This is a genomic window from Paracoccus sp. J39 (assembly GCF_000518925.1).
In the GTDB taxonomy this organism is placed as follows: domain Bacteria; phylum Pseudomonadota; class Alphaproteobacteria; order Rhodobacterales; family Rhodobacteraceae; genus Paracoccus.
Window position 1 is genome coordinate 72,976 of record NZ_JAEN01000009.1, and the last position, 19,728, is coordinate 92,703.

Annotated in this window: 18 protein-coding genes, 1 tRNA gene and 1 pseudogene; 14 read left to right on the top strand and 6 right to left on the bottom strand. The window is 68.5% G+C overall.

All coding sequences use genetic code 11. The features are described from left to right. The first annotated feature begins 1 nt into the window (after nt 1). Nucleotides 2-655, top strand: a complete 654-nt coding sequence (locus L632_RS0110615; protein ID WP_232220964.1) for an HAD-IA family hydrolase — start codon at nt 2-4, stop codon at nt 653-655. Nucleotides 656-670: 15 nt separating this feature from the next. Then, nucleotides 671-2,122 carry an FGGY-family carbohydrate kinase gene (locus L632_RS0110620; protein ID WP_028712456.1) on the top strand — a complete coding sequence of 484 codons (1,452 nt, stop codon included), beginning with the start codon at nt 671-673 and terminating at the stop codon, nt 2,120-2,122. On the opposite strand, the gene L632_RS0110625 is transcribed toward L632_RS0110620, so the two are convergent. After that, entirely contained in the window at nt 2,111-3,043 is a 933-nt protein-coding gene (locus tag L632_RS0110625) for a sugar-binding transcriptional regulator (protein WP_028712457.1), read from the bottom strand. The genes L632_RS0110620 and L632_RS0110625 overlap by 12 nt on opposite strands. Nucleotides 3,044-3,235: 192 nt before the next feature. Between L632_RS0110625 and L632_RS0110630 the strand changes: the two genes are divergently transcribed. The 3 genes from L632_RS0110630 to L632_RS0110640 all read left to right on the top strand — a co-directional run bounded on the left by L632_RS0110630 (nt 3,236) and on the right by L632_RS0110640 (nt 5,260). Beyond that, a complete protein-coding gene (locus L632_RS0110630; protein ID WP_028712458.1) occupies nt 3,236-3,811 on the top strand; it encodes a LysE family translocator in 576 nt (191 codons plus the stop codon). 241 nt (nt 3,812-4,052) lie between these two features. After that, the gene (locus L632_RS0110635; protein WP_028712459.1) at nt 4,053-4,787 is read left to right on the top strand and encodes a cytochrome c oxidase assembly protein; all 735 of its coding nucleotides are present in this window, start codon (nt 4,053-4,055) and stop codon (nt 4,785-4,787) included. 8 nt (nt 4,788-4,795) lie between these two features. After that, nucleotides 4,796-5,260: a CopD family protein gene (locus L632_RS0110640; protein WP_232220965.1), complete on the top strand. Its 465-nt coding sequence runs from the start codon at nt 4,796-4,798 to the stop codon at nt 5,258-5,260. Here L632_RS0110640 and L632_RS22490 read toward each other — a convergent pair. After that, the gene (locus tag L632_RS22490; protein WP_051416181.1) at nt 5,227-5,775 is read right to left on the bottom strand and encodes a DUF2231 domain-containing protein; all 549 of its coding nucleotides are present in this window, start codon (nt 5,773-5,775) and stop codon (nt 5,227-5,229) included. The genes L632_RS0110640 and L632_RS22490 overlap by 34 nt on opposite strands. 75 nt (nt 5,776-5,850) lie before the next feature. On the opposite strand from L632_RS22490, the gene L632_RS0110650 reads away from it, so the two are divergent. The 7 genes and pseudogenes from L632_RS0110650 (at nt 5,851) to L632_RS0110680 (ending at nt 15,833) form a co-directional block, all read left to right on the top strand. After that, nucleotides 5,851-6,498, top strand: a complete 648-nt coding sequence (locus L632_RS0110650) for a cytochrome c oxidase subunit II (protein ID WP_036698012.1) — start codon at nt 5,851-5,853, stop codon at nt 6,496-6,498. Beyond that, nucleotides 6,495-8,960, top strand: coding sequence for a cytochrome c oxidase subunit I (ctaD, locus tag L632_RS0110655; RefSeq protein ID WP_028712462.1), 2,466 nt, complete (start codon nt 6,495-6,497; stop codon nt 8,958-8,960). The genes L632_RS0110650 and ctaD overlap by 4 nt, the downstream gene beginning before the upstream one ends. Further along, nucleotides 8,957-9,265 carry a hypothetical protein gene (locus tag L632_RS0110660; RefSeq protein WP_028712463.1) on the top strand — a complete coding sequence of 103 codons (309 nt, stop codon included), beginning with the start codon at nt 8,957-8,959 and terminating at the stop codon, nt 9,263-9,265. The genes ctaD and L632_RS0110660 overlap by 4 nt, the downstream gene beginning before the upstream one ends. 268 nt (nt 9,266-9,533) lie before the next feature. Beyond that, a pseudogene (locus L632_RS22495) lies at nt 9,534-11,798 on the top strand (acyl-CoA dehydrogenase). A gap of 45 nt (nt 11,799-11,843) precedes the next feature. Further along, nucleotides 11,844-12,203, top strand: a complete 360-nt coding sequence (locus tag L632_RS0110670) for a hypothetical protein (protein ID WP_028716781.1) — start codon at nt 11,844-11,846, stop codon at nt 12,201-12,203. Nucleotides 12,204-12,226: 23 nt separating this feature from the next. Beyond that, nucleotides 12,227-14,773 carry an NAD-dependent epimerase/dehydratase family protein gene (locus tag L632_RS0110675; RefSeq protein ID WP_028716782.1) on the top strand — a complete coding sequence of 849 codons (2,547 nt, stop codon included), beginning with the start codon at nt 12,227-12,229 and terminating at the stop codon, nt 14,771-14,773. Beyond that, nucleotides 14,766-15,833: a sodium:calcium antiporter gene (locus L632_RS0110680; protein ID WP_198021821.1), complete on the top strand. Its 1,068-nt coding sequence runs from the start codon at nt 14,766-14,768 to the stop codon at nt 15,831-15,833. Before L632_RS0110675 ends, L632_RS0110680 begins: the two co-directional genes overlap by 8 nt. Before the next feature lie 234 nt (nt 15,834-16,067). Here L632_RS0110680 and L632_RS23830 read toward each other — a convergent pair whose 3' ends face one another. Continuing rightward, nucleotides 16,068-16,295, bottom strand: coding sequence for a CBS domain-containing protein (locus tag L632_RS23830; RefSeq protein ID WP_232220966.1), 228 nt, complete (start codon nt 16,293-16,295; stop codon nt 16,068-16,070). Between the two features lie 12 nt (nt 16,296-16,307). On the opposite strand from L632_RS23830, the gene L632_RS0110685 reads away from it, so the two are divergent. Further along, on the top strand, nt 16,308-17,264 hold the full coding sequence (locus L632_RS0110685) for a hypothetical protein (protein WP_084648092.1): 957 nt from the start codon (nt 16,308-16,310) through the stop codon (nt 17,262-17,264). Between the two features lie 144 nt (nt 17,265-17,408). Here L632_RS0110685 and L632_RS0110690 read toward each other — a convergent pair. The 3 genes from L632_RS0110690 to L632_RS0110700 all read right to left on the bottom strand — a co-directional run bounded on the left by L632_RS0110690 (nt 17,409) and on the right by L632_RS0110700 (nt 19,292). Next, a tRNA-Ala gene (locus tag L632_RS0110690) sits at nt 17,409-17,484 on the bottom strand. Between the two features lie 320 nt (nt 17,485-17,804). Next, the gene (locus tag L632_RS0110695) at nt 17,805-18,779 is read right to left on the bottom strand and encodes a glutathione S-transferase family protein (protein WP_028716785.1); all 975 of its coding nucleotides are present in this window, start codon (nt 18,777-18,779) and stop codon (nt 17,805-17,807) included. A 69-nt stretch (nt 18,780-18,848) separates the two neighbouring features. Then, nucleotides 18,849-19,292 carry a co-chaperone YbbN gene (locus tag L632_RS0110700; RefSeq protein ID WP_028713706.1) on the bottom strand — a complete coding sequence of 148 codons (444 nt, stop codon included), beginning with the start codon at nt 19,290-19,292 and terminating at the stop codon, nt 18,849-18,851. 66 nt (nt 19,293-19,358) lie between these two features. On the opposite strand from L632_RS0110700, the gene L632_RS0110705 reads away from it, so the two are divergent. Further along, complete coding sequence (locus L632_RS0110705; RefSeq protein WP_051416288.1) at nt 19,359-19,706, top strand: metalloregulator ArsR/SmtB family transcription factor; 348 nt, start codon at nt 19,359-19,361, stop codon at nt 19,704-19,706. Nucleotides 19,707-19,728 lie beyond the last annotated feature (22 nt).

The following is a 19,728-nucleotide window of genomic DNA, read 5'->3' on the forward strand; positions in this document are numbered from 1 at the left end:
GGTGCGCGGGCTGATCTTCGATTGCGACGGGGTGCTGGTCGATTCCGAGCCCCTCGCCGCAGTCGAGATCGAGGCGCTGCTGCAAAGGCTGGGCGCGCCGATCACCCGCGCCCGCATCTATGACGAATTCCTGGGCCGCTCCTTCTCGACCATCGTCGAGGCGGCGCGGGGGCAGGGCGTCGATCTGGGCCCGGCGCTGCCCGGCTATGCCGAGGCGCTGGCCCTGCGCTTTCGCCGCGAGCTGCGCCCGGTGCCGGGCATGGCCGAGGCGGTCGCGGGGCTTTCCGGGCCGCGCGCCGTGGCCTCATCCAGCGCGCCGGACCGGCTGCGGCTGTCCCTGTCGCTGACCGGGCTGGCGCCGCTCTTCGGGCCGCATGTCTATTCCGCGACACAGGTGGCGCGCGGCAAGCCCGAGCCCGACCTGTTCCTGTTCGCCGCCCGGCATCTGGGCATCGCACCGGCCGATTGCGTGGTGATCGAGGACAGCCCGGCCGGCCTGCGCGCCGCCCGCGCGGCAGGCATGCGGGTGATCGGCTTTCTGGGCGGCAGCCATGCCGCACCCGCCCGGCTGGCCGAAAAGCTGGCGGCGCTGGCCCCCGACGCGCTGATTGACCACGCCCGGGATTTGCCCAAGACTTTGGCCGAGCTGGGCTAGGGAAGGGGAATCGGCGTGCTGATCGGGGCCGTGGATGTGGGCTCGGCCCGGGCGCGAGCGGGGCTTTTCACCCTCGACGGCCGGCTGATCGCCCGCGCGAGCCGGGGTTTCGCCACCATCGCGGGGCCCGACCGGCAGGCCATGCACGATTTCGCCGAGATCTGGCGGGCCGTGGCCGAGGCCCTGGCCGAGGCGCGGCGTCAGGCCGGCGCCAGCCCCGCGCAGGTCGGGGCGCTGGCCTTCGATGCCACCTGCTCGCTGGCGGTCGAGGCGCCGGGCTTTGCCCCGGACGTGATCGCCTGGCACGACCATCGCGCCGTGGCCGAGGCGGGCGAACTCAGCCGCATCCCGCATGAGATCGTCGCGCGGGCCGGCGGCTCGGTCTCGCCCGAGATGCAGACGCCGAAGCTGATGTGGCTCAAGCGCCATCGGCCCGAGGTCTGGGCGGTTCTGGCCGGGGTGCGCGACCTTTGCGACCAGCTGGCCTTTCGCGCCACCGGCATCGAGGCGCGCTCGCTTTGCGCGACGGCGGCGAAATGGCCCTGGCTGCCGGATCGCGGCGGCTGGCAGGCGGACCTGCTGGAACAGGCCGGGATCGCCGATTTCCCGCGCCCGGGGCCGGTCCTGCCGCCCGGCGCGCGCATCGGCCCGCTTTCCTTGCAGGGCGCGGCCGAGCTGGGGCTGGAGCCCCAGACGCTGGTCGCTGCCGGGCTGATCGACGCCTTTGCCGGGGCGCTCGGCGCGGCGCCGGACATGCCGGCGCTGATCGCCGGCACCTCGAACTGCGTGATGGCGACCGGGCTGGCGCCGCGCCCCGCGCTTTGGGGGCCCTATCCCGGCGCCATCCTGCCCGGCGAAAGCGTCAGCGAAGGCGGCCAGTCCGCGACCGGCGCGCTGCTGGAGCGGGTGCGCGGGCTCTATCCGCAGCCGGTCAGCCACGACGCGATCCTGGCCCGCATCGCCGCCGATCCCGAGCCGGAGCCCGGCCTGCATGTCCTGCCCGACATCAAGGGCAGCCGCACGCCCTTCGCCGATCCGCTGATGCGCGGCGCGATCCACGGCCTGACGCTGGAACGCAGCGCGCAGGCGCTGGATGCGCTTTACTGGCGCGCGGCGGTGGGCATCGCGCTGGGAACGCGGCAGGTCATCGCGCATATGGGGTTGGCGCCCGCGGCGCTGGCCATGGCCGGCGGGCAGGCGCGCTCGGCCCTGCTGCGCCAGCTTTATGCCGATGCGACCGGGGCCGAGATCCACTGGCAGCCCGAGGACGCGGTGCTGCGCGGCACCGCCATCGCCGCCGCCGCGCCGCTCATGGGCGGGATCCGCGCGGCGCGCGCCCGTTTCGCAAGACCGGTCGAGATCACCCGCCCCGATCCGCAGGCCCGGGCGCGGCGCGAGCGGGACTGGCGCATCTTCCTGCGCATGCAAGAGCAGCGCGCCGAAATCGCCGCGATGTCAGCCCTCTAGCAGCGCCGCGCCGGTCGCGGCATCGGTGATCAGCCCGCTGATCAGCCCGCCCTGCAGCGCGCCGCGGATCGCCGGCACCTTTTCCGCGCCATGGGCGGCGCCGATTACCAGCGTCGTCTCGCGCGGCGGGATCGGGGCCGAGGCCACCCGGTCGTTGCTGAGCCCCGCCACCAGCGCGCCCCGGGCGTCATAGGCCCAGCCGGTGATCTCGCCCACCGCGCCGGCCGCGACCAGCGCGTCCAGATCGGGCTGGGACAGGAACCCGTCCAGCATCAGCGGCGCGCCTTCGCCCAGCGTGCCGATGCCGACGAAGGCCACCGCCGCCTCGGCCGACATGCGGATCAGCCGCTCGATGCTGGGCTGGCTGTTGACCGCCTGCCGCTCGCGCATGCTGGGGGCGATGACGGGCAGGGGCAGGGGAAAGCTGCGGGCGCTGACCAGGTCGGAGAGCGTGAACAGCACGTTGTAATAGGCGGTCGAGCCGTCCGGCGCGATATTGCCGGTCAGCGAGACGATGCGGTGCTGCGGGCAGTCGATATGCGGCAATTGCGCGATGGCGCTGCGCAGCGTGCGGCCGGTGCCGATCGCCATGGTCATCGGATCGGGCCGCCGCAGCCATTGCTCGATCACATCGGCCAGCATCAGCGCCACCCCGACCTCGGGCGCGTCCGAGGGCGCGATCTGGCAGAATTCCAGCCCGTATTTCCGCTGCAATTCGACGGCAAGGTCCATGCAATGGGCGAAGGGATGGTCGATGCGGATCTTGACGATGCCCTCGGCCATGGCCTGCGCGACCAGGCGCTGCGCGGTCTGGCGCGAGACGCCCATGATGCCGGCGATCTCGTCCTGGGTCTTGCCCGCGACATAGGAAAGCCATGCCGCCTTGGCTGCCTGTTCCAGTTTCCGGCCCTGGTTCGACATCGGTTGCGGTTCCCGTCCTGCGCCTGCCCGGGATGCGTTCCCCCGATCCCGTGTCTAGCTTGCCGGCGGACCGGCTGTCCAGCACCCCCGCCCCGCCGGAAAAGCCGCGCGCCGATGATCCATGTCAATTTCAGGGCCGGCCGATCCGGCGTAAACCGCCGGGGCTGGACAGACCTGCCGGGGATTCGCGCGATGAGCGTCATGGCCTTCCTTTCCGCCGTCCTGGCGCTGCTGATCGCGCCCGGGCCGACGAATACGCTGATGGGCCTTGCCGGGGCGCAGAAGGGGCTGCGCGCCGTGCTGCGCCTGATGCCGGCAGAGCTGCTGGGCTATCTGGCCGCCATCCTGCCGCTGGCCTGGCTCGGCGCCGGGCTGCTGGAACGCTGGCCGGCGGCGGCGGTGGGGCTGAAGCTCGTGGCGGCGCTCTGGGTCATGCTGCTGGCCGTCCGCCTGTGGGGGCGAGGCGGCGAGGATGGCGCGGGCGACGAGGTGACGGCGCGGCGGGTCTGGCTGACCACGGTGCTGAACCCCAAGGCGCTGATCTTCGGCCTGGTGCTGCTGCCGGCGCCCGCGGATCCGGGCTTTGCGCCAAGGCTGGCACTGTTCTGCGCCATGGTGGTCGCGGCGGCGCTGCTCTGGGGTTCGGCGGGGACGCTGACCCGGATCGGGGATCGCGGTCTCGGCCGGCTGCGCGTGGTGCAGCGCCTGGCCTCGGCCTGGCTGGCGGCAGTCTCGGTCACGCTGATCGCGGGAGTGATCGCGGCGTGACGCCCGCTGCGGCCGGGCCGGGAAGCTGTCGGGCAAGGGCCGGTGCGATCGGGCCGCCGGCCTGATGTATACCTCATGCGCCGCCGCGACCGGAGCTGACGGCCGCGGAAGCGCGAGGAGGCCGAGGGCCGATCCGGCTGATGCGCATGCGGGGCGGATGAAACCGCAGCCCCCTTTGCCGGTTGTCACTGGACAGATGCTTCACCGCAACCGGACAGAGATCGCCGCGAGGAGGGCGCCCATGGACAGCGAGCAGGCGCAAATCGGCACCTCCTATTGCGGGCCCACGCCCGAACCCGGAGGGCTCTGGAGCAGCTGGAACCTCGATCCGGTCCTGATCGCGGCATTGTTGTTGTCGCTGGTCTGGGGGCTGCGGCACGCGGAGGCAAGGACTCTTTTCCTAGCCGGCTGGACGGGTCTGGTTCTCGCCTTCGTTTCGCCGCTCTGCGCCCTGACCACGGCGCTTTTCTCCGCGCGGGCGGTTCATCACCTGCTGCTGGTCGGGCTGGCCGCGCCTGCGCTTGCCGCCGGCCTGCCGTTTCGCCGGGTTCCGGCCGCGGCAGGTTTTGCCGTCACGGGCCTCGCCCTGGTCATCTGGCATGTGCCGGCCGCCTATTCGGCGGCGTGGAACAGCGCGGCCCTCTACTGGCTGATGCAGGCCGCGCTGTTCGTTCCGGCCTGGGCCTTCTGGTCCGCGGTGTTCCTTCCCGGAGACCGAAGCGCCGAGGCTCTGCTTGTCCATGCCTTGCTGGTGGGGGCGCTGGCCGGGACGATGGGGCTGATCGGCGCGGTGCTGGCCTTTTCGGACCGCGTTCTCTATCCCCAGCATCTCGCCGGCAGCTGGGCTTGGGGGGTGGAGGCCCTTGCCGATCAGCAGGCGGCGGGGCTGGTCATGTGGGTGCCGGGTCTGGTGCCGCTGGCGCTGGTCGCGGCGCTGATGCTGCGGCGGGTCTGGCGGCTGGGCGCGGCGGCATGATCGCGGCGGTGAAATTCATCCATTTCGTCGGGCTTGCCTGCTGGTGCGCGGCGCTGATCGCGCTTCCCCTGCTGATGCATGCCCATGGCGGGATGCGCGACCAGCGGCAGTTCGCGCGGTTCCGCCTGGTGACCCATGTCAGCTACATCGCCTTCGCCACGCCCGCCGCGCTGATCGCCATCGCGGCGGGAACCGCGCTGGTCTTCCTTGCCCGGGTCTTCGAGCCCTGGCTTCTGGCGAAGCTGGCCTTCGTCGCGGCCATGGTGCTGGTCCATGTCTGGCTTGGCCATCTGATCCAGCGCTCGGGCGAGCAGCCGGGCCGCGCGCGGCCGGCCCATCCGCTGGTCGGGCTGGCGCTGGCGCTGCCGCTGATCGGCGTGGTGCTGGCGCTGGTTCTGACCAAGCCCGACCTTTCGGCGCTGACGGCCCTGATCCCGGATCAGTTCCTCGTTCCCCGCGGAGCGGCCCCATGATCCTGTTCCGGTCCTCCCTGCGTGCCCAGCCCGTAATCGAAGACCAGCTTGCCCCCGTGCCAGCCGGTCATGCCGGTCATGCCCGCAGCGAGAAGCGAGGTCAGCACGCCCCAGGGCAGGACCGCCGCGACCGGATCGTCCAGCCGGATCGCCCAGTTGGCGCCCAGAACCGAGAGCAGCATGACCGCCAGGACGAAATGGGTCCAGCTTGCCGCGCGGATGCGGATGCCGGGCACCAGCAGCAGCTCGGCCGTGCCCGCGAGCCCGGCAAGCAGCCCCATGAGGAAACCCACGCCCGACGCCCAGAGCGCGGTCCGGGGCCAGAACGGGTCGCCCGTCCACCAATAGAGCGCATCGGCGCCCAGCGTGCAGATGCACAGCGCGATCGGAAAGGTCACCAGCATGGCATGGATCGGATGCCCGGCGATGGCGATGCGGGATTCCGTCAGGTGGAAGCTGCGGTGTTCGTGAATCGGATCCCTGAACCTGCGGCGGGGCCGCCTGCGTCTCGCCATGCCCGGACCTTCCCTGCTGCCTGCCGGGACCGGGCGGCGCCCGCATCCCCTGTGCCGCAACCGGCGGCGGCGCTGATGGTTCCTTTTCTGGCGGGTTGCGAGGGCCCCTTGTCCAGCCTTGCGCCCGCCGGGCCGGCGGCGGCGCAGATCGCGGTTCTGTGGTGGGCGATGCTGGCCGGGGCGGTGCTGATCACGCTGATGGTGCTGGCGCTTGTCTGGCGCGGTTTCGCCGCGCCGCCGCATCCTCGGCCCGGCGAAAGCTTCTGGATCCACGGCATGGGGCTGGGTTTTTCGCTGGCGGTGCTGGCGGCGGTGGTGGGCGCCGGCATCTGGGTGGGCGAAAGGCTGCAGGCCCGGCCGGACCCCGAGGCGATCCGGGTCGAGGCCATCGCCCGGCAATGGGACTGGCGCTTCCGCCAGCCGGGGCCTGACGGGCGCATGGTCGAAACGCGCGGCCAGCTGCATATCCCCGCCGGGCGTCCGGTCGATGTGGTGATCCGGTCCGAGGACGTGATCCACAGCTTCTGGGTGCCGCGCCTTGCCGGCAAGATGGATGCGCTGCCCGGACGGGACAACCTGCTGCGGATCCAGGCGGATGCGCCGGGCCTCTATCACGGCACTTCGGCCGAGTTTTCCGGGACCGGCTATGCCGGGATGCGCTTCGAGGTGCTGGTCTGGCCGCCGGACGATCCGCCCGATCTGACCGCGGAGGAGTCCGAATGATCCCGCCGCGCCCCAATCCGCCGCAGAACGCGCTGCGCCTTCATCGCGAGCTGGACCGGGTCTGGGGCCGGCCGCCGGGGTTGCGGGGCTTCCTGTCTTCGGTGAACCACAGCGAGCTGGGGTTGCGGTTCATGATCGCCGCCTTCGTGTTCTTCGCCGTCGCCGGGATGCTGGCGATGCTGATCCGCACCCAGCTTGCGACGCCGGGGGGCGCGTTCCTCGATACCGCGCATTACAACCAGATATTCACCATGCATGGCAGCATCATGATGTTCCTCTTTGCCATTCCCATGCTGGAGGGGCTGGGGATGTATCTGCTGCCCAAGATGCTGGGCGCGCGCGACCTGGCCTTTCCGCGCCTGTCGGCCTTTGGCTGGTGGTGCTATCTCTTCGGGGGCGCGATCATCCTGCTGGCGCTGCTGGCCAGGGTGGCGCCGGATGGCGGCTGGTTCATGTATACGCCGCTGTCGTCGAAGACCTACAGCCCCGGCATCAATGCCGATGTCTGGCTCCTGGGCATCACCTTCGTCGAAGTCTCGGCGGTGGCGGCGGCGGTCGAGATCATCGTGACGGTCCTGCGGATGCGCGCGCCGGGCATGCGGCTGACCGACATGCCGCTGATGGCCTGGTACATGCTGGGCACGGCGGCGATGATGCTGGTGGGCTTTCCGCCGCTGATCCTCGGCTCGGTGCTGCTGGAGATCGAGCGCGCCTTCGGCTGGCCGTTCTTCGACGTGGCGCGCGGCGGCGATCCGCTGCTGTGGCAGCACCTGTTCTGGCTGTTCGGCCATCCCGAGGTCTATATCATCTTCCTGCCGGCGGCGGGGGCGATTTCCACCATCCTGCCGGTGATGTGCCGCACGCGGATCATGGGCTACGGCGCCATCGTCGCGGCCGTCCTGGGGCTGGTGTTCCTGTCCTTCGGCCTGTGGGTGCATCACATGTTCGCCGTGGGCATCCCGCATATGGCGCTGGCCTTCTTCTCGGCCGCATCGGCGCTGGTCGCGGTGCCGACCGCGGTGCAGATCTTCGCCTGGATCGGGACGATGTGGCAGGGGCGGCCGCAGATGCGGCTGCCGATGCTGCACCTGATGGGCTTCTTCTCGACCTTCGTCATGGGCGGGCTGACCGGGGTGATGCTGGCCATCGTGCCCTTCAACTGGCAGGCGCATGATACGGCCTTCGTCACCGCGCATCTGCATTACGTGCTGATCGGCGGCTTCGTCTTTCCGATGATGGCGGCCGCGGTCTACTGGCTGCCGCTGTTCAGCGGCTGCGCGCGGGTGAAGGGGGTGGGCGAGGCCGCCTTCTGGCTGATCCTGATCGGCTTTCACGGCACCTTCCTGATCATGCACCTGACCGGCCTTCTGGGCATGCCGCGCCGGATCGACGCCTATCCCGACAATCCCGAATGGATCCTTCCCAACCTCGTCAGCTCGCTGTTCGGCTTCGTCATGGCAATGGGCTTTGCCCTGTTCCTGCTGGACCTGCTGCTTCAGGTCGTTTTCGGGTCGCGCGCGCGCCGCGATCCCTGGGAAGCGGGCACGCTGGAATGGGCCATGCCGATGCCGGCGCCCAGCTACAACATCGCCTCGCTGCCCTTGCCCGGGCAGACCGCGCTGGACCTGGCGCGCGGCGAAGGGATGTTGCCCGGCGCGCCGCGGGACCGCCGCGAAACGCTGGTGGTCGAGGCCCTGGGCGGCGCGCCGCGACATGTGGCGGTGCTGCCGGGGAACACCCTCCTGCCGGTGGTCACGGCGGCGGTGATCGGGGGCTTCGTGCTGCTGATGCTGTTTGGCTTCTACCGTCCCGCCGCGGTCGCGCTGGCCGCCATCGCGCTGACCGCCTGGCAGTGGCAGGGGTTCATGGGCTGCCGCCGCGACGCCGGCCCGGTCGAGGTCTCTCCCGGACTGCGCCTGCCGCCGAACTGGGCGGTAGAGGACGGTCTGGCCCGGACCGGGCTGGTCTGCCTTCTGATCGCCAACGGCACGCTGTTTGCCTGCTTTCTTTTCGCGGTGGGGTTCCTGTCGGTGATCGCGCCGAACTGGCCCGCGCCGGAAAGCGGCCCGGGCACGGCGCGGGCGGCGATCCCGGCGGGGCTGCTGCTTCTGTCGCTGCTCGCCGCCTCGGCCCTGGCGCGGCTGTCGCTGGCGCGGGGGGCGTCAGCTGCCCTGTTGGCTCTGGGGGCGGCGCTGGCTGCCGCCGGGCTGCTTGCGGCCGGGCTGGACGATCCGACCCGCCATGCCCGGGATGCTCTGCGGGCGGCGGGGCTGGGCTATGTCGTGCTTCATGTCGGGATCGCGCTGATGCTTGCCTTGCTGTGCCTCGTGCAGCGCCGGGACGGCCGGATCGCGCCGGGCCGGGTTTCCGCCTGGCCCGTCTGGCGCATCTGGCAGGACTACACCCTGGCGACCACCGCCGTCCTGACGGGCCTGGTTGCCGCGCAGGAGGTGCTGTCATGACCTGGCCCCTGCGCGCCTTGCTGGGTCCGATGCTCTGGGCGGCGGCATTTTCGGCGATCTATGCCGTTCACGGGCTGGGCTGTGCGCTGGACTGGCCCGCCCGTCCCGCCCCGGTTGGCGACCTGCACCGCTTCGCCCTGATCTCGCTGTGGTTGGCATCGCTCATGGGCGGGGCGCTGATCCTCTGGCGGATGCCGAAAGCCGGGGACGCAGGCGGCAGGATCGCCCGCGCGGGCGGCTGGATCGGTTTCCTGGCCATCCTGCTAACGCTGTTTCCGGTTCTGGGCCTGACGACCTGCGGCTAGGCAGGGAAGAGCGATCCGCGCCCAGCCCCCGAGGTCGCCGCAAGAGGCGGCCGGACAAAGGGGGCGAGATTTCGCCTTTGCGGCAGTTGCAACCGCATTCGAGCCGGATCCGCAGGCGGCCCGCGCCAGGCGCCGACCCTTCGACCCCGATCATCGCAGGCCCGCAGGTCCTGGGCCTGACATCCGGGACGGCACACCAAGCTGTGACGACGCTCAAGGAACCAATCCGAACGAAGGCGCATTACCCGGAAAGGCATCCGAGCGCATCATGGGTTTACGCAAGCTTCGAAAGGATTACCTGACCAAGCCTGTCTTCCGATGGGCCAGCGCCGCCATGCCGCCCATTTCGGAGACGGAACGCGAAGCGATCGATGCCGGCACCGTCTGGTGGGACGGCGCGCTGTTTTCGGGCAATCCGGACTGGAAGGCGCTTCTGGCGATGCCTCCGGCGAGGCTGACAGAGCGCGAACAGGCCTTCATGGACGGGCCCGTGCGCGAACTCTGCGCGATGGTCGACGACTGGAAGATCGCCTGGCAGGATCGCGACTTGCCGCCCGAGGTCTGGCGCTTCATGCGCGAGCAGAAATTCTTCGGGATGATCATCCCCGAGAAATATGGCGGGCTTGGCTTTTCGAACGCGATGCATTCCGAGGTGGTTCGAACGGTGTCCACCGCAAGCGTGGTGGCCGGCGTCACCGTCATGGTGCCGAACTCGCTCGGCCCCGGCGAGTTGCTTTTGCATTTCGGCACCGAGGAGCAGAAGGATTACTGGCTCCCGCGGCTGGCCGACGGCCGCGAAATCCCCTGTTTCGGCCTTACGTCCGAGGATGCGGGCTCCGACGCGGCGGCGATGACGGATACCGGCGTCGTCGAGCATGGGGATATCGACGGCGAGCGGACGCTGGGCATCAGGCTCGACTTCCACAAGCGCTATATCACGCTCGGCCCGGTGGCGACGGTGATGGGTCTCGCCTTCAAGCTTCGGGACCCCGACAACCTGCTGGGCGAGGGGGTGGAGCGCGGCATTACCGTGGCGCTGATCCCGACCGCGACGCCGGGCGTCAGCCACGGCGAACGCCATATGCCCCAGTTCACGCATTTCCAGAACGGGCCGCTTCACGGCAAGGACGTCTTCATTCCGCTGGACTGGATCCTTGGCGGCAGGAAGCAGATCGGCCAGGGGTGGAAGATGCTGATGACGGCGCTTGCCGCCGGCCGCGGCATCTCGCTGCCGTCGCAATCGGCGGGATCGGCGGCGATATGCGCGCGCGTCACCGGCGCCTATGCCCGCATCCGGCGGCAGTTCAACCTTCCCATCGGCGATTTCGAGGGCGTGCGCGAACATCTTGCCGACCTTGCCGCCAATGCCTACCTGATCGACGCCGCGCGCCGTCTGACGGTCGCGGCGCTTGATGAAGGCCATCGGCCCTCCGTGATCTCGGCGATCATGAAATATCACGCGACCGAGCGCATGCGGCAATCGGTCGAGAAGGCCATGGATATCCATGGCGGCAAGACGATCATCGACGGGCCGAGGAACTATCTCGGCGGGCAGCACCGCTCGGTGCCGATCGGCATCACCGTCGAGGGGGCGAATATCCTGACCCGCAACCTGATGATCTTCGGCCAGGGCGCGATCCGGTCGCATCCCTACATGCTCGACGAGATGACGGCGCTGTCGGAGGCCGACAAGGCCGCCGGCCTCGACGCCTTCGACCGCAGCTTCTGGGCCCATGCGGGCCATGCCCTCCGCACCGTCTTCCGCACCTGGGGGCGGGGCTGGACCGGCGGCCGCATCGCACCTGCGCCCGACGGTGCCGCGCTGCCGCATCATTGGCGCCGGCTGTCCCGACTGTCCGCCGCTTTCGCGCTGCTTTCCGACATGGCGCTGCTGACGCTGGGCGGGGCGCTCAAGCGCAAGGAGATGCTGTCGGCGCGCATGGGCGACATCCTGGCCGAGCTTTACCTGCTCGGCGCGGTGCTGAAGCGATACGAGGACGAGGGCCGGCAGGAGGAGGACCTGCCGATCGTCGATTACGTCATGCTGACGGGGACCGACCGCATCGCCGCCGCCTTCGACGGCGTGCTGGCCAACCTGCCTGCACGCTGGGCGGCGTGGCTCGTGCGCTTTCTCGCATTCCCCTTGGGCGTTCCTCGTGCCCATCCGCCCGACAGGCTGGCCGATCAGGTGGCCGCGATCCTGCTGGAGCCGACGGCCCAACGCGAGCGGCTGACGCCGAACCTCTATCTGGGCTAAGGCCGGGACGGTCATCCGGTCCGGGATCTGGAGGAAGCCTTCCACCTGGTCGCCGCCAGCGCCCCGATCGAGAAGAAGATGCGCGAGGCAAAGCTCCGCGATCCCGAACAGGCGCACCGCCGCGGCCTGATCAGCGACGACGAGCTTGCCCATATCCGGGCCGCCGAGGCTGCGACCGCGCGCGTGATTGCCGTCGATGGCTTTGCGATGGAGGACATCTCGCCGCTGGCGAGTCAGCATCGTCGGGGCAAGAAGCTGCACGAGGCCGCGGAATAATGGCTGTGCAGCCGCCAGAACGCGCGGCGAGGCGGCAGGCACGCGATGCAGGAAAGATCGAACGCGCCTGGCGGCTGCCCGAACGGCCCGGACGCGGGTCCCGGCCGCCTGCGCGAGGCGCGCAACCGCGGCGGCGGCGGGCCGTTCCCCTTCGGAACGGATTTCACGCCCGGGGAACGAAAACTGCTCCCGGCGCTTTCGTTCCTGAAGGAGAGGACCGCCACGCGGCGGGGGACGGCCTCGGCCGCCCTCTCGGCGATGGCCGCAGGCGCACGGCGCACGGATCGCAGGGAAGAACTCGCCCGGATGCAGCTTGGCAGGGCGAACGGCTTTCGGGAGATGATCTGCAGGCGCCTGCTGACATGGGCGCTGGAACAAGCCAGCTCGGGGGATGCGTTGCGCTGAGCGTCCTTTTCGGGAGGATGACGATGCCAAATGACGAATCGAACCGCCCGACGGTCCTGATCACCGGAAGCTCGGGGTTTCTGGGAGAGGCCATCGCCAGGGGCCTGCGCGACCGCTATCGCATCATCGGCCTTGACGTCGCGCAACCGAAGCACCCGATCCAGGGCGTGGAGACGGTCGAGATCGACCTCACCTCGGACGAAAGCGTCGAGGGCGCCGTGCGGCAGGCGGCCAGCAAAGCCGGCGGGCCCATCGCCTCGGTCATCCATCTGGCCGCCTATTACGACACGACCGGCGAGGACAATCCCAAATACGACGCCGTGACGGTGCAGGGCACGCGCCGGCTGCTTCAGGCGCTGAAGGCGGTGGGCGCCGAGCAGTTCGTCTTTTCCAGCACCCTGCTGGTGCATGCGCCGAGCCCCGGCAAGGGCGTGCGCATCGACGAGGATTCCCCGCTGGATCCGCCCTGGGCCTATCCCCAGTCGAAGGCCGATACCGAAGAGCTGATCGCCCGCGAGCGCGGCGACGTCAGGACGGTGATCCTGCGGCTCGCGGGCGTCTACGACGAGGACTGCCGGGCCGCTTTCGTCGCCCAGCAGATCGCCCGCATCTTCGAGCGGTTGCCGACGGCCTATCTTTTCACCGGCGATCTGACTGCGGGCCAGCCCTATCTTCACAAGGACGACCTGGTCGACGCGATCATGCGCACCGTGGATCGTCGCGCCGCGCTTCCCGAAGAAACGGTCATGCTGATCGGCGAGGAGGAGACGCCGTCCTACGAGGAGATGCAGAAGCGCCTAGGCCGGCTGATCCATAACGAGGAGTGGCGCACGCTCAGCCTGCCCAAGGGCATGACCAAGGCCGGCGCCTGGGTCCAGACCGAGGTTCTGGACGAGGAAACCGACATCAAGCCGTGGATGATCGAAAACTCCGACGATCACTACGAGATCGACATCTCGCGCGCCCGCTCGCTGCTTGGATGGGCGCCCAGGCACAGCCTGACCGGAACGCTGCCCGAGATGATCCGCAGGCTCAAGCAGGACCCCACCGACTGGTATGAAAAGAACAAGCTCGACCCGTCCGCGGTCGCCGCGTCGCAGCCGGAACTGGATCAGGCCAAGGAACGCCTTCGGCAGCCGCTCGAGCGCAGCCTTGATCAGGTCGAGGAGGCCGTCGAGCGGCATCGGTTCTGGACACTCTGGGCGCCGATGGCGAATGCGGCGCTGGGCCTGTGGCTGATGGCCGCGCCGATGACGCTCGGGCTCTTCGATCCGGTCTCGGCGACGTTGCCGCCCGCGCTCGGCCACGAGATCGCCGAACCGCAGGTCCGGAACATGCGGCTCGGCATCAGCGAAATCCTGTCCGGCCTGCTCATCGCGGTTCTGGCGCTGGCGGGCATGGCGCGCCGCCGCCGCTGGATGCAATGGGCCACCGCCGCCGTCGGGCTATGGGTGATGTTCGCGCCGCTGGTGTTCTGGACCACCAGCGCGGCCGCCTATGGTCTCGACACGCTGGTCGGCATGCTGGTGGTGGCCTTCGCGGTGATGATTCCGCCGACGCCCGGCATCAGCCGCCGGGCGCTGGCGGCCGATGATGACCGGCCGCTGGGCTGGAGCTATTCGCCCTCATCCTTCACGCAGCGCATTCCTATCGTGGCGCTGGCCTTGGTCGGGCTTTTCGTCTCCCGCTATCTCGCCGCCTACCAGATGGGCCATATAGACGGGCTGTGGGATCCGTTCTTCGGCCCGGCAGAGACCTCGGCCCGCAACGGCAGCGAGGCGGTCGTGACCTCCTGGGTGTCGAAAGGATTTCCCATCGCCGACGCCGGGCTCGGCGCCTTCGCCTACGCCGTCGACATCCTGGCCGGGGCCATCGGCGACCGGCGCCGCTGGCGCACCATGCCGTGGATAGTCTTCCTGTTCGGCCTGCTGATCATCCCGCTCGGCGTGGTCAGCGTGTCCTTCATCATCATCCAGCCGCCGCTGATCGGCGCGCTTTGCACGCTCTGCATCATCCAGGCGGCCGTCACGGTCGTCCTCATTCCCTACTCGGTCGACGAGGTGCTGGCGACAGCCCAGTATCTCTGGCGTGCCAAGCGGGCGGGCGAGCCGTTCTGGCGCACTTTCTGGAAGGGGGGCCCGGCGCTGTCCGAGAACCAGACGCCCGAGCCCGATCTGAACCGTTCCGCAGGCGCGTTCCTGAAGGATTTCGTGTTCGGCGGCGTGACCTTCCCCTGGACGCTCGCCGCCAGCGCGGCGCTCGGCGTCGTGCTGATGGCGACGCCCCTGATCTTCGGAACGCAGCCTCCGCTCTATTTCAGCGACCATGTCGTCGGCTGCCTCGTCGTCATGGTGGCTGTCACGGCCATGGCCGAAGTGGTGCGCGCGGTGCGTTTCCTCAATGTTGCGCTCGGCGCCTGGATCTGCGCCTCGCCGTTCCTGCTGGGCGGCGGGTCGGGCGCCGCGACCGCTGCCGAGATCGCGATGGGCATCGCCTTGATCGGGCTGAGCCTGCCGCGCGGCGCGCGCAGCGACGAGCATTACAGCGGTTGGGACCGGGCAATTGTCTGAACTGCTCGATTTCAGCGGCCGCTCCGTCTGGTTCAATGTCACGCTGTTTGCCGCGGCGGCCGCGATCGTCTGGATCGCCGGAACCCGCATGGTCCGGCTGGTCGATCGCCTGGCCGACCGGACCGGAATGGGAAAGGGCTTTGCGGGAATGCTTCTGCTTGGCGGCATCGTCTCGCTGACAGAGATATCGACCGTCTCGACTGCCGCCTTCACCGGAAGCCCGCTGCTGGCGCTCAACAACCTTCTCGGCAGCGAGTCGATCAATCTCTTTCTGCTTGCCGCCGTCGATCCGCTGACCGGCCGCGAGGCGCTGACCTCCTTCATCGCCAAGCCCGCGATGCTGTTCCAGGGAACGATGGGCATCGTTCTTCTGGCCTTCACGGCCCTGGCCATGGCCGTCGGCGACGTCCTGGTCTTCGGGGTCGGCCTTTGGTCGTCGGCGCTTTTCCTGCTCTGCCTGGGGGCGTTGTGGATGTCCGCCCGCTACGAGCATCGCAAGGTCTGGACCGTCCAGGACCAGACCGAAAAACCGGGCGACGAATCCGGGGACGACGGTGGGCCGGATCGCGACAAGCATCGCCAGGAAAGCCTCGGGCCTCTCTGTCTCAAGCTGACGGCCCTGGCGGGGGTCATCCTTCTCGCCGGCCTGTTTCTTTCCCTGACCGGGGACGCGCTGGCCGAGCAGACCGGCCTCGGCGCCAGCTTCGTGGGATTCCTGCTGGTCGGCATCTCGACCTCGCTGCCGGAGCTGAGCACCATCACCGCCGCGCTGCGCATGAAGCGCCATGAAATGGCGGTCGGCGACATCCTGGGCTCCAATGTCTTCAACCTGCTTCTCGTCTTTCTCACCGATGTCCTTTATGTCGGCGGGCCGGTGTTGAATCAGGTAGGGCGGTTCGAGATCGTCACCAGCCTGCTGGCGATCGTCATGACAGGCATCCTGCTGCTCGGCCTGCTGGAACGGAGAGACAAGACCGTCCTCGGCATGGGTTACGATTCGGCCGCGATGCTTGCGGTCTTTCTCGGCGGCGTCGCGATCCTCTACGGCTTCGGGGGCTGAACAGCGGCTGGCCCCCGGCCGCGAGGTCTCCTTGGCTGTTCCCCTGGCTTGCACCTGTGAGCGACCGGCTGATTGCCATCCGGCTGCGACCGGCCGGTGCAAGGCCGACTTTGGCCTTGGAGGCAAGCAGGGGGCCAGCCTGCGCCTGCATTGCGGGGCCACTCGCCGGGAGCTTGCGGGAGGGTCGCTGACCGACAGGAGGCCAAGGCCGCAAGGGTCCGCCCTGAATGTGTGCTATTGCGCCGTTTGCGAATGCTCGCCGCCCGGCTCCGAGATGTCGCTCAAAGCCTCGCCGGCTTCCGCCACCTCGCCGTTCCTCGCGAGGTCGCCCAGAGAGATGATCCCGACCAGCCGCTTGTCACGATTGAGAACGGGCAGGCGCCGCACCTGCAAGTCTCCCATATTCTCCAGGACTTGCTCGACTTCTTCATCCTCGAAGCAATATCTGACCTCCGAGCTCACGGGTCCACCAAGATGCAACTGCTGGATCACACCCTTCAGCGGGGCAAGATGGTCACCTCCGTTTCCTCAGGGATGGCGCACATCAACATGGTCCTTCAGCGCCTCAACGGCAGGGTTCTGGTCCAGCGGTTCATGGATGACGCCACGGGTCGACGCCCGATCAACCAGAAGCGGCTGCGAGCCCTCGGAATTTCCGACGAGCTTCACCCACGCATCCAAGCCCAGTTGCAGAAGCATGTGGACCAGACAACGGGCCTGCTGGGCCGGAAGGTCTCCCGCATCAACATCGAGAAGTGGGACGATCTGGATGCCCGGAACGCTTTCGTTAACGGGGTCGATAGGTGGGCCAAGAGGTCCGTGCAGGAGAACGACCCCGGCAACATGCCGGCCTTTATGACCAAGGAGCTTGGCAAGACGGTCTTCCAGTTCCGGTCCTTCATGTTGGCGGCCTACTCGAAGCAACTTCTGGCCGGCATCCATCACCGCGATTGGGAAACCTTCTCGGCCTTCATGTCATCCATGCTGTTCGGGGGGCTGTTCTATGCCGCCCAAACGGCAGTTAACGCGCAGGGCAGGGCCGACCGGGACGAATACTTGGAGAAGCGGCTGGCCCCTGATGCCATCGCTCGGGCGTCCTTCCAGCGCGCCGGGTTCAGTTCCATCCTGCCGATTGGTGTTGATTTTGTAGCCGGCTTTGCGGGGGTTGAACCGATCTTCGATTTCCGGTCCAGCGGCCTTTCAAATGGTGGCGGCATCATTGGAACTCTCACCAGCAACCCAACCGGGGACCTTCTCAGGAACCTGGAGCGTGGGGTGGCGGGCGCGTCAGCATCCATCATCAGTCCGGACTATAAGCTTTCGCAGCAGGACTGGCGGGCGCTCTCCTCCCTCGCCATCTTCCAGAACGCCTTCATCGTGCGCAACGGTCTCGCGATGATGGGGGCTGACCTGCCGCAATACTCGCAGTAGGAGCCTTAATGGCAAACTTGGCGGTCACCTTCGGGCGGCCGCTTTTTTCGGCCCGCGCTTTATTCGGCAAGTTAGGCAGAATGGCCTAGGCAGCAAGGCAGAGATTTCCGCCTATCCTGTTGAAATACAATGATATATTTAAACTGGTGGAGCCAAGGGGAGTCGAACCCCTGACCTCTTGAATGCCATTCAAGCGCTCTACCAACTGAGCTATGGCCCCACCGGAGGTCTCGGGCGGCGTCTCCGGCGCCCGTGTGAGGCGTCGTATAGGAGGGCGCGTCGGCGGGCGCAAGCGGAAAAATACAGCCGTCGGGAAAATTTCTCGGGGCCGGCGCAGCGCCTTTGAAAGCCCCGGTTCCGCCCCGGAAATCACCTCCCTCCGGCCTCCCATTCCGGCCGGGCCCTGTTCGGCCTGCTCGTCATCCTCCGCGCGGACGCCGATCGACATCTCCAGATCCAGGAACGGCGACCGGCGCGATTATCGCCTGGCTGGTGCGGGCAGACTTGTCAGTCCAGGGGAAAACCCTGCGGCGCCTCGTCTCAACCCCGGCCGTGCGGCTCCTCCCAGTCGATCAGAGGATTGATCGGGACGATGCGATGCGGGTTTATCGTGACGTGGCTGTAATGGTAATGCCGCACGATATGGTCGAAATGCACCGTCTCGGCGACGCCGGGCCATTGGTAAAGCTCGCGCGTCCAGCCCCAGAGGTTCGGATATTCGCGCAGCCAGCGGCGGTTGCATTTGAAATGCGTGTGATAGACCGGATCGAAGCGCAGCGCGGTGGTGAAAAGCCGCCAGTCCGCCTCGGTGATCCGGTCGCCGCACAGGTAGCGGTTGGCGCCCAGATGGCCCTCGAGCCAGTCCAGCGTTTCGAACAGCGGTTGCACGGCCTCGTCATAGGCTGCCTGCGAGGTGGCGAATCCGGCCTTGTAGACGCCGTTGTTCACCCGGTCGTAGATGCGCTCGTTCATCGCGTCGATGCGCTCCCGCAGGTCGGCCGGGCAATAGTCGTCGCGATTGCCGGTCAGCCCGTCGAAGGCCGAATTGAACATGCGGATGATCTCGGCGCTTTCGTTGCTGACGATGGTGCCCTGCGCCTTGTCCCACAGCACCGGCACCGTCACCCGGCCCGAAGCCTTCGGATCCACCTTCAGGTAGATGTCGCGCAGGTAGGGCAGGCCGAACAGCCGGTCTCCGGTCGCGCCGGGGAAGTCGGTGGCGAAGGTCCAGCCTTCGGACAGCATGTCGGGATGCACGGCCGAGACGTCGATATGCGGCGCCAGCCCCTTGATCGCGCGAAAGATCAGCGTGCGATGCGCCCAGGGGCAGGCATAGGAGACATAGAGATGGTAGCGCCCGCTTTCGGGGCCAAAGCCGCCCTTGCCGCTGGGACCGGGACTCCCGTCCGGGGTGATCCAGTTGCGATAGGCGGTCACGCTGCGCTGGAAACGTCCACCGCTGCTTTCCGTGTCATACCATTCGTCATGCCAGATGCCGTCGATCAGTTGGCCCATGTCGTCCTCGCCCGTCTTGCTCCGGCCTCCAGCTTAACCGAGCGTGCCGCCGGGGCAACCGCGCCGCCCTCAGCCGCGCAGCCGCGCCTGGGCCCAGCCGGCGATCGAAGCCGCGTCCATGGCGCCGGATTGCCGCGCGATCTCGCGCCCGCCGCGATAGAGAAGCAGCGTCGGGATGCCGCGGATGCCAAGGGCGGCGGCGGCCTGCGGCTCGGCCTCGGAGTTCAGCTTGATCAGCCGCATCGCCGGTTCCAGAAGGGCGGCGGCGCGGGCGAATTCCGGCGCCATCATCCGGCAGGGGCCGCACCAGGGCGCCCAGACATCGACCAGAACCGGGATCGAACTGCGGCCGATCTGGCGCTGGAACATCCGTCCGTCCACCTCGGCCGGCTGGCCGGAAAACAGCGCCTTCCGGCATTTGCCGCAGCGCGCGGCGGCCGGATCGCGCGCGGGCGGCAGGCGGTTCACCGCGCCGCAGGCGATGCAGACGATCTGGCTGTCCGGGCCGGGCATGGTCGAACCTCGTTGTTCCGGGCGGGCAGCTTGACCATATATTCGGAATCGTGTAGGTATGCAAGAATGACCAGCGACACCCAGCCAGACTGCTCCCGACCCGATGCTGCCGGGATCGACCCGGAGGCGATGCGCGCGGCTGCGGCCGAGGCCAGCGAGTTCCTGAAATCGCTGGGCAACCAGCACCGGCTGATGATCCTTTGCGCGCTGAGTTCGGGAGAAAAGTCGGTGGGCCAGCTTGCCGCTTTTCTGGGCATCCGCGATTCGACGGTCTCGCAGCATCTGGCGCTGCTGCGCCGCGACCGCATCATCGCCGGGCGCCGGGACGGGCAGGTGATCTGGTATCGCATCGAAAGCGAGCCGGCGCGGCGGGTGATGGCGGTGCTTTACGCCAGTTTCTGCACCGGCGGCTGATCGCCGGCCGAGGCCGCCGCTC

Excerpts from the sequence above, each read along its gene's own strand:
- L632_RS0110695 (WP_028716785.1), bottom strand. The coding sequence starts at position 18,779 with ATGGGCCAACTGATCGACGGCATCTGGCATGACGAATGGTATGACACG.
- L632_RS0110635 (WP_028712459.1), top strand. The coding sequence starts at position 4,053 with ATGGACAGCGAGCAGGCGCAAATCGGCACCTCCTATTGCGGGCCCACG.
- L632_RS0110660 (WP_028712463.1), top strand. The coding sequence starts at position 8,957 with ATGACCTGGCCCCTGCGCGCCTTGCTGGGTCCGATGCTCTGGGCGGCG.
- L632_RS0110630 (WP_028712458.1), top strand. The coding sequence starts at position 3,236 with ATGAGCGTCATGGCCTTCCTTTCCGCCGTCCTGGCGCTGCTGATCGCG.
- L632_RS0110670 (WP_028716781.1), top strand. The coding sequence starts at position 11,844 with ATGCAGGAAAGATCGAACGCGCCTGGCGGCTGCCCGAACGGCCCGGAC.
- L632_RS0110675 (WP_028716782.1), top strand. The coding sequence starts at position 12,227 with ATGCCAAATGACGAATCGAACCGCCCGACGGTCCTGATCACCGGAAGC.
- L632_RS0110705 (WP_051416288.1), top strand. The coding sequence starts at position 19,359 with ATGACCAGCGACACCCAGCCAGACTGCTCCCGACCCGATGCTGCCGGG.
- L632_RS22490 (WP_051416181.1), bottom strand. The coding sequence starts at position 5,775 with ATGGCGAGACGCAGGCGGCCCCGCCGCAGGTTCAGGGATCCGATTCAC.
- ctaD (WP_028712462.1), top strand. The coding sequence starts at position 6,495 with ATGATCCCGCCGCGCCCCAATCCGCCGCAGAACGCGCTGCGCCTTCAT.
- L632_RS0110700 (WP_028713706.1), bottom strand. The coding sequence starts at position 19,292 with ATGCCCGGCCCGGACAGCCAGATCGTCTGCATCGCCTGCGGCGCGGTG.
- L632_RS0110625 (WP_028712457.1), bottom strand. The coding sequence starts at position 3,043 with ATGTCGAACCAGGGCCGGAAACTGGAACAGGCAGCCAAGGCGGCATGG.
- L632_RS0110685 (WP_084648092.1), top strand. The coding sequence starts at position 16,308 with ATGCAACTGCTGGATCACACCCTTCAGCGGGGCAAGATGGTCACCTCC.
- L632_RS0110650 (WP_036698012.1), top strand. The coding sequence starts at position 5,851 with ATGGTTCCTTTTCTGGCGGGTTGCGAGGGCCCCTTGTCCAGCCTTGCG.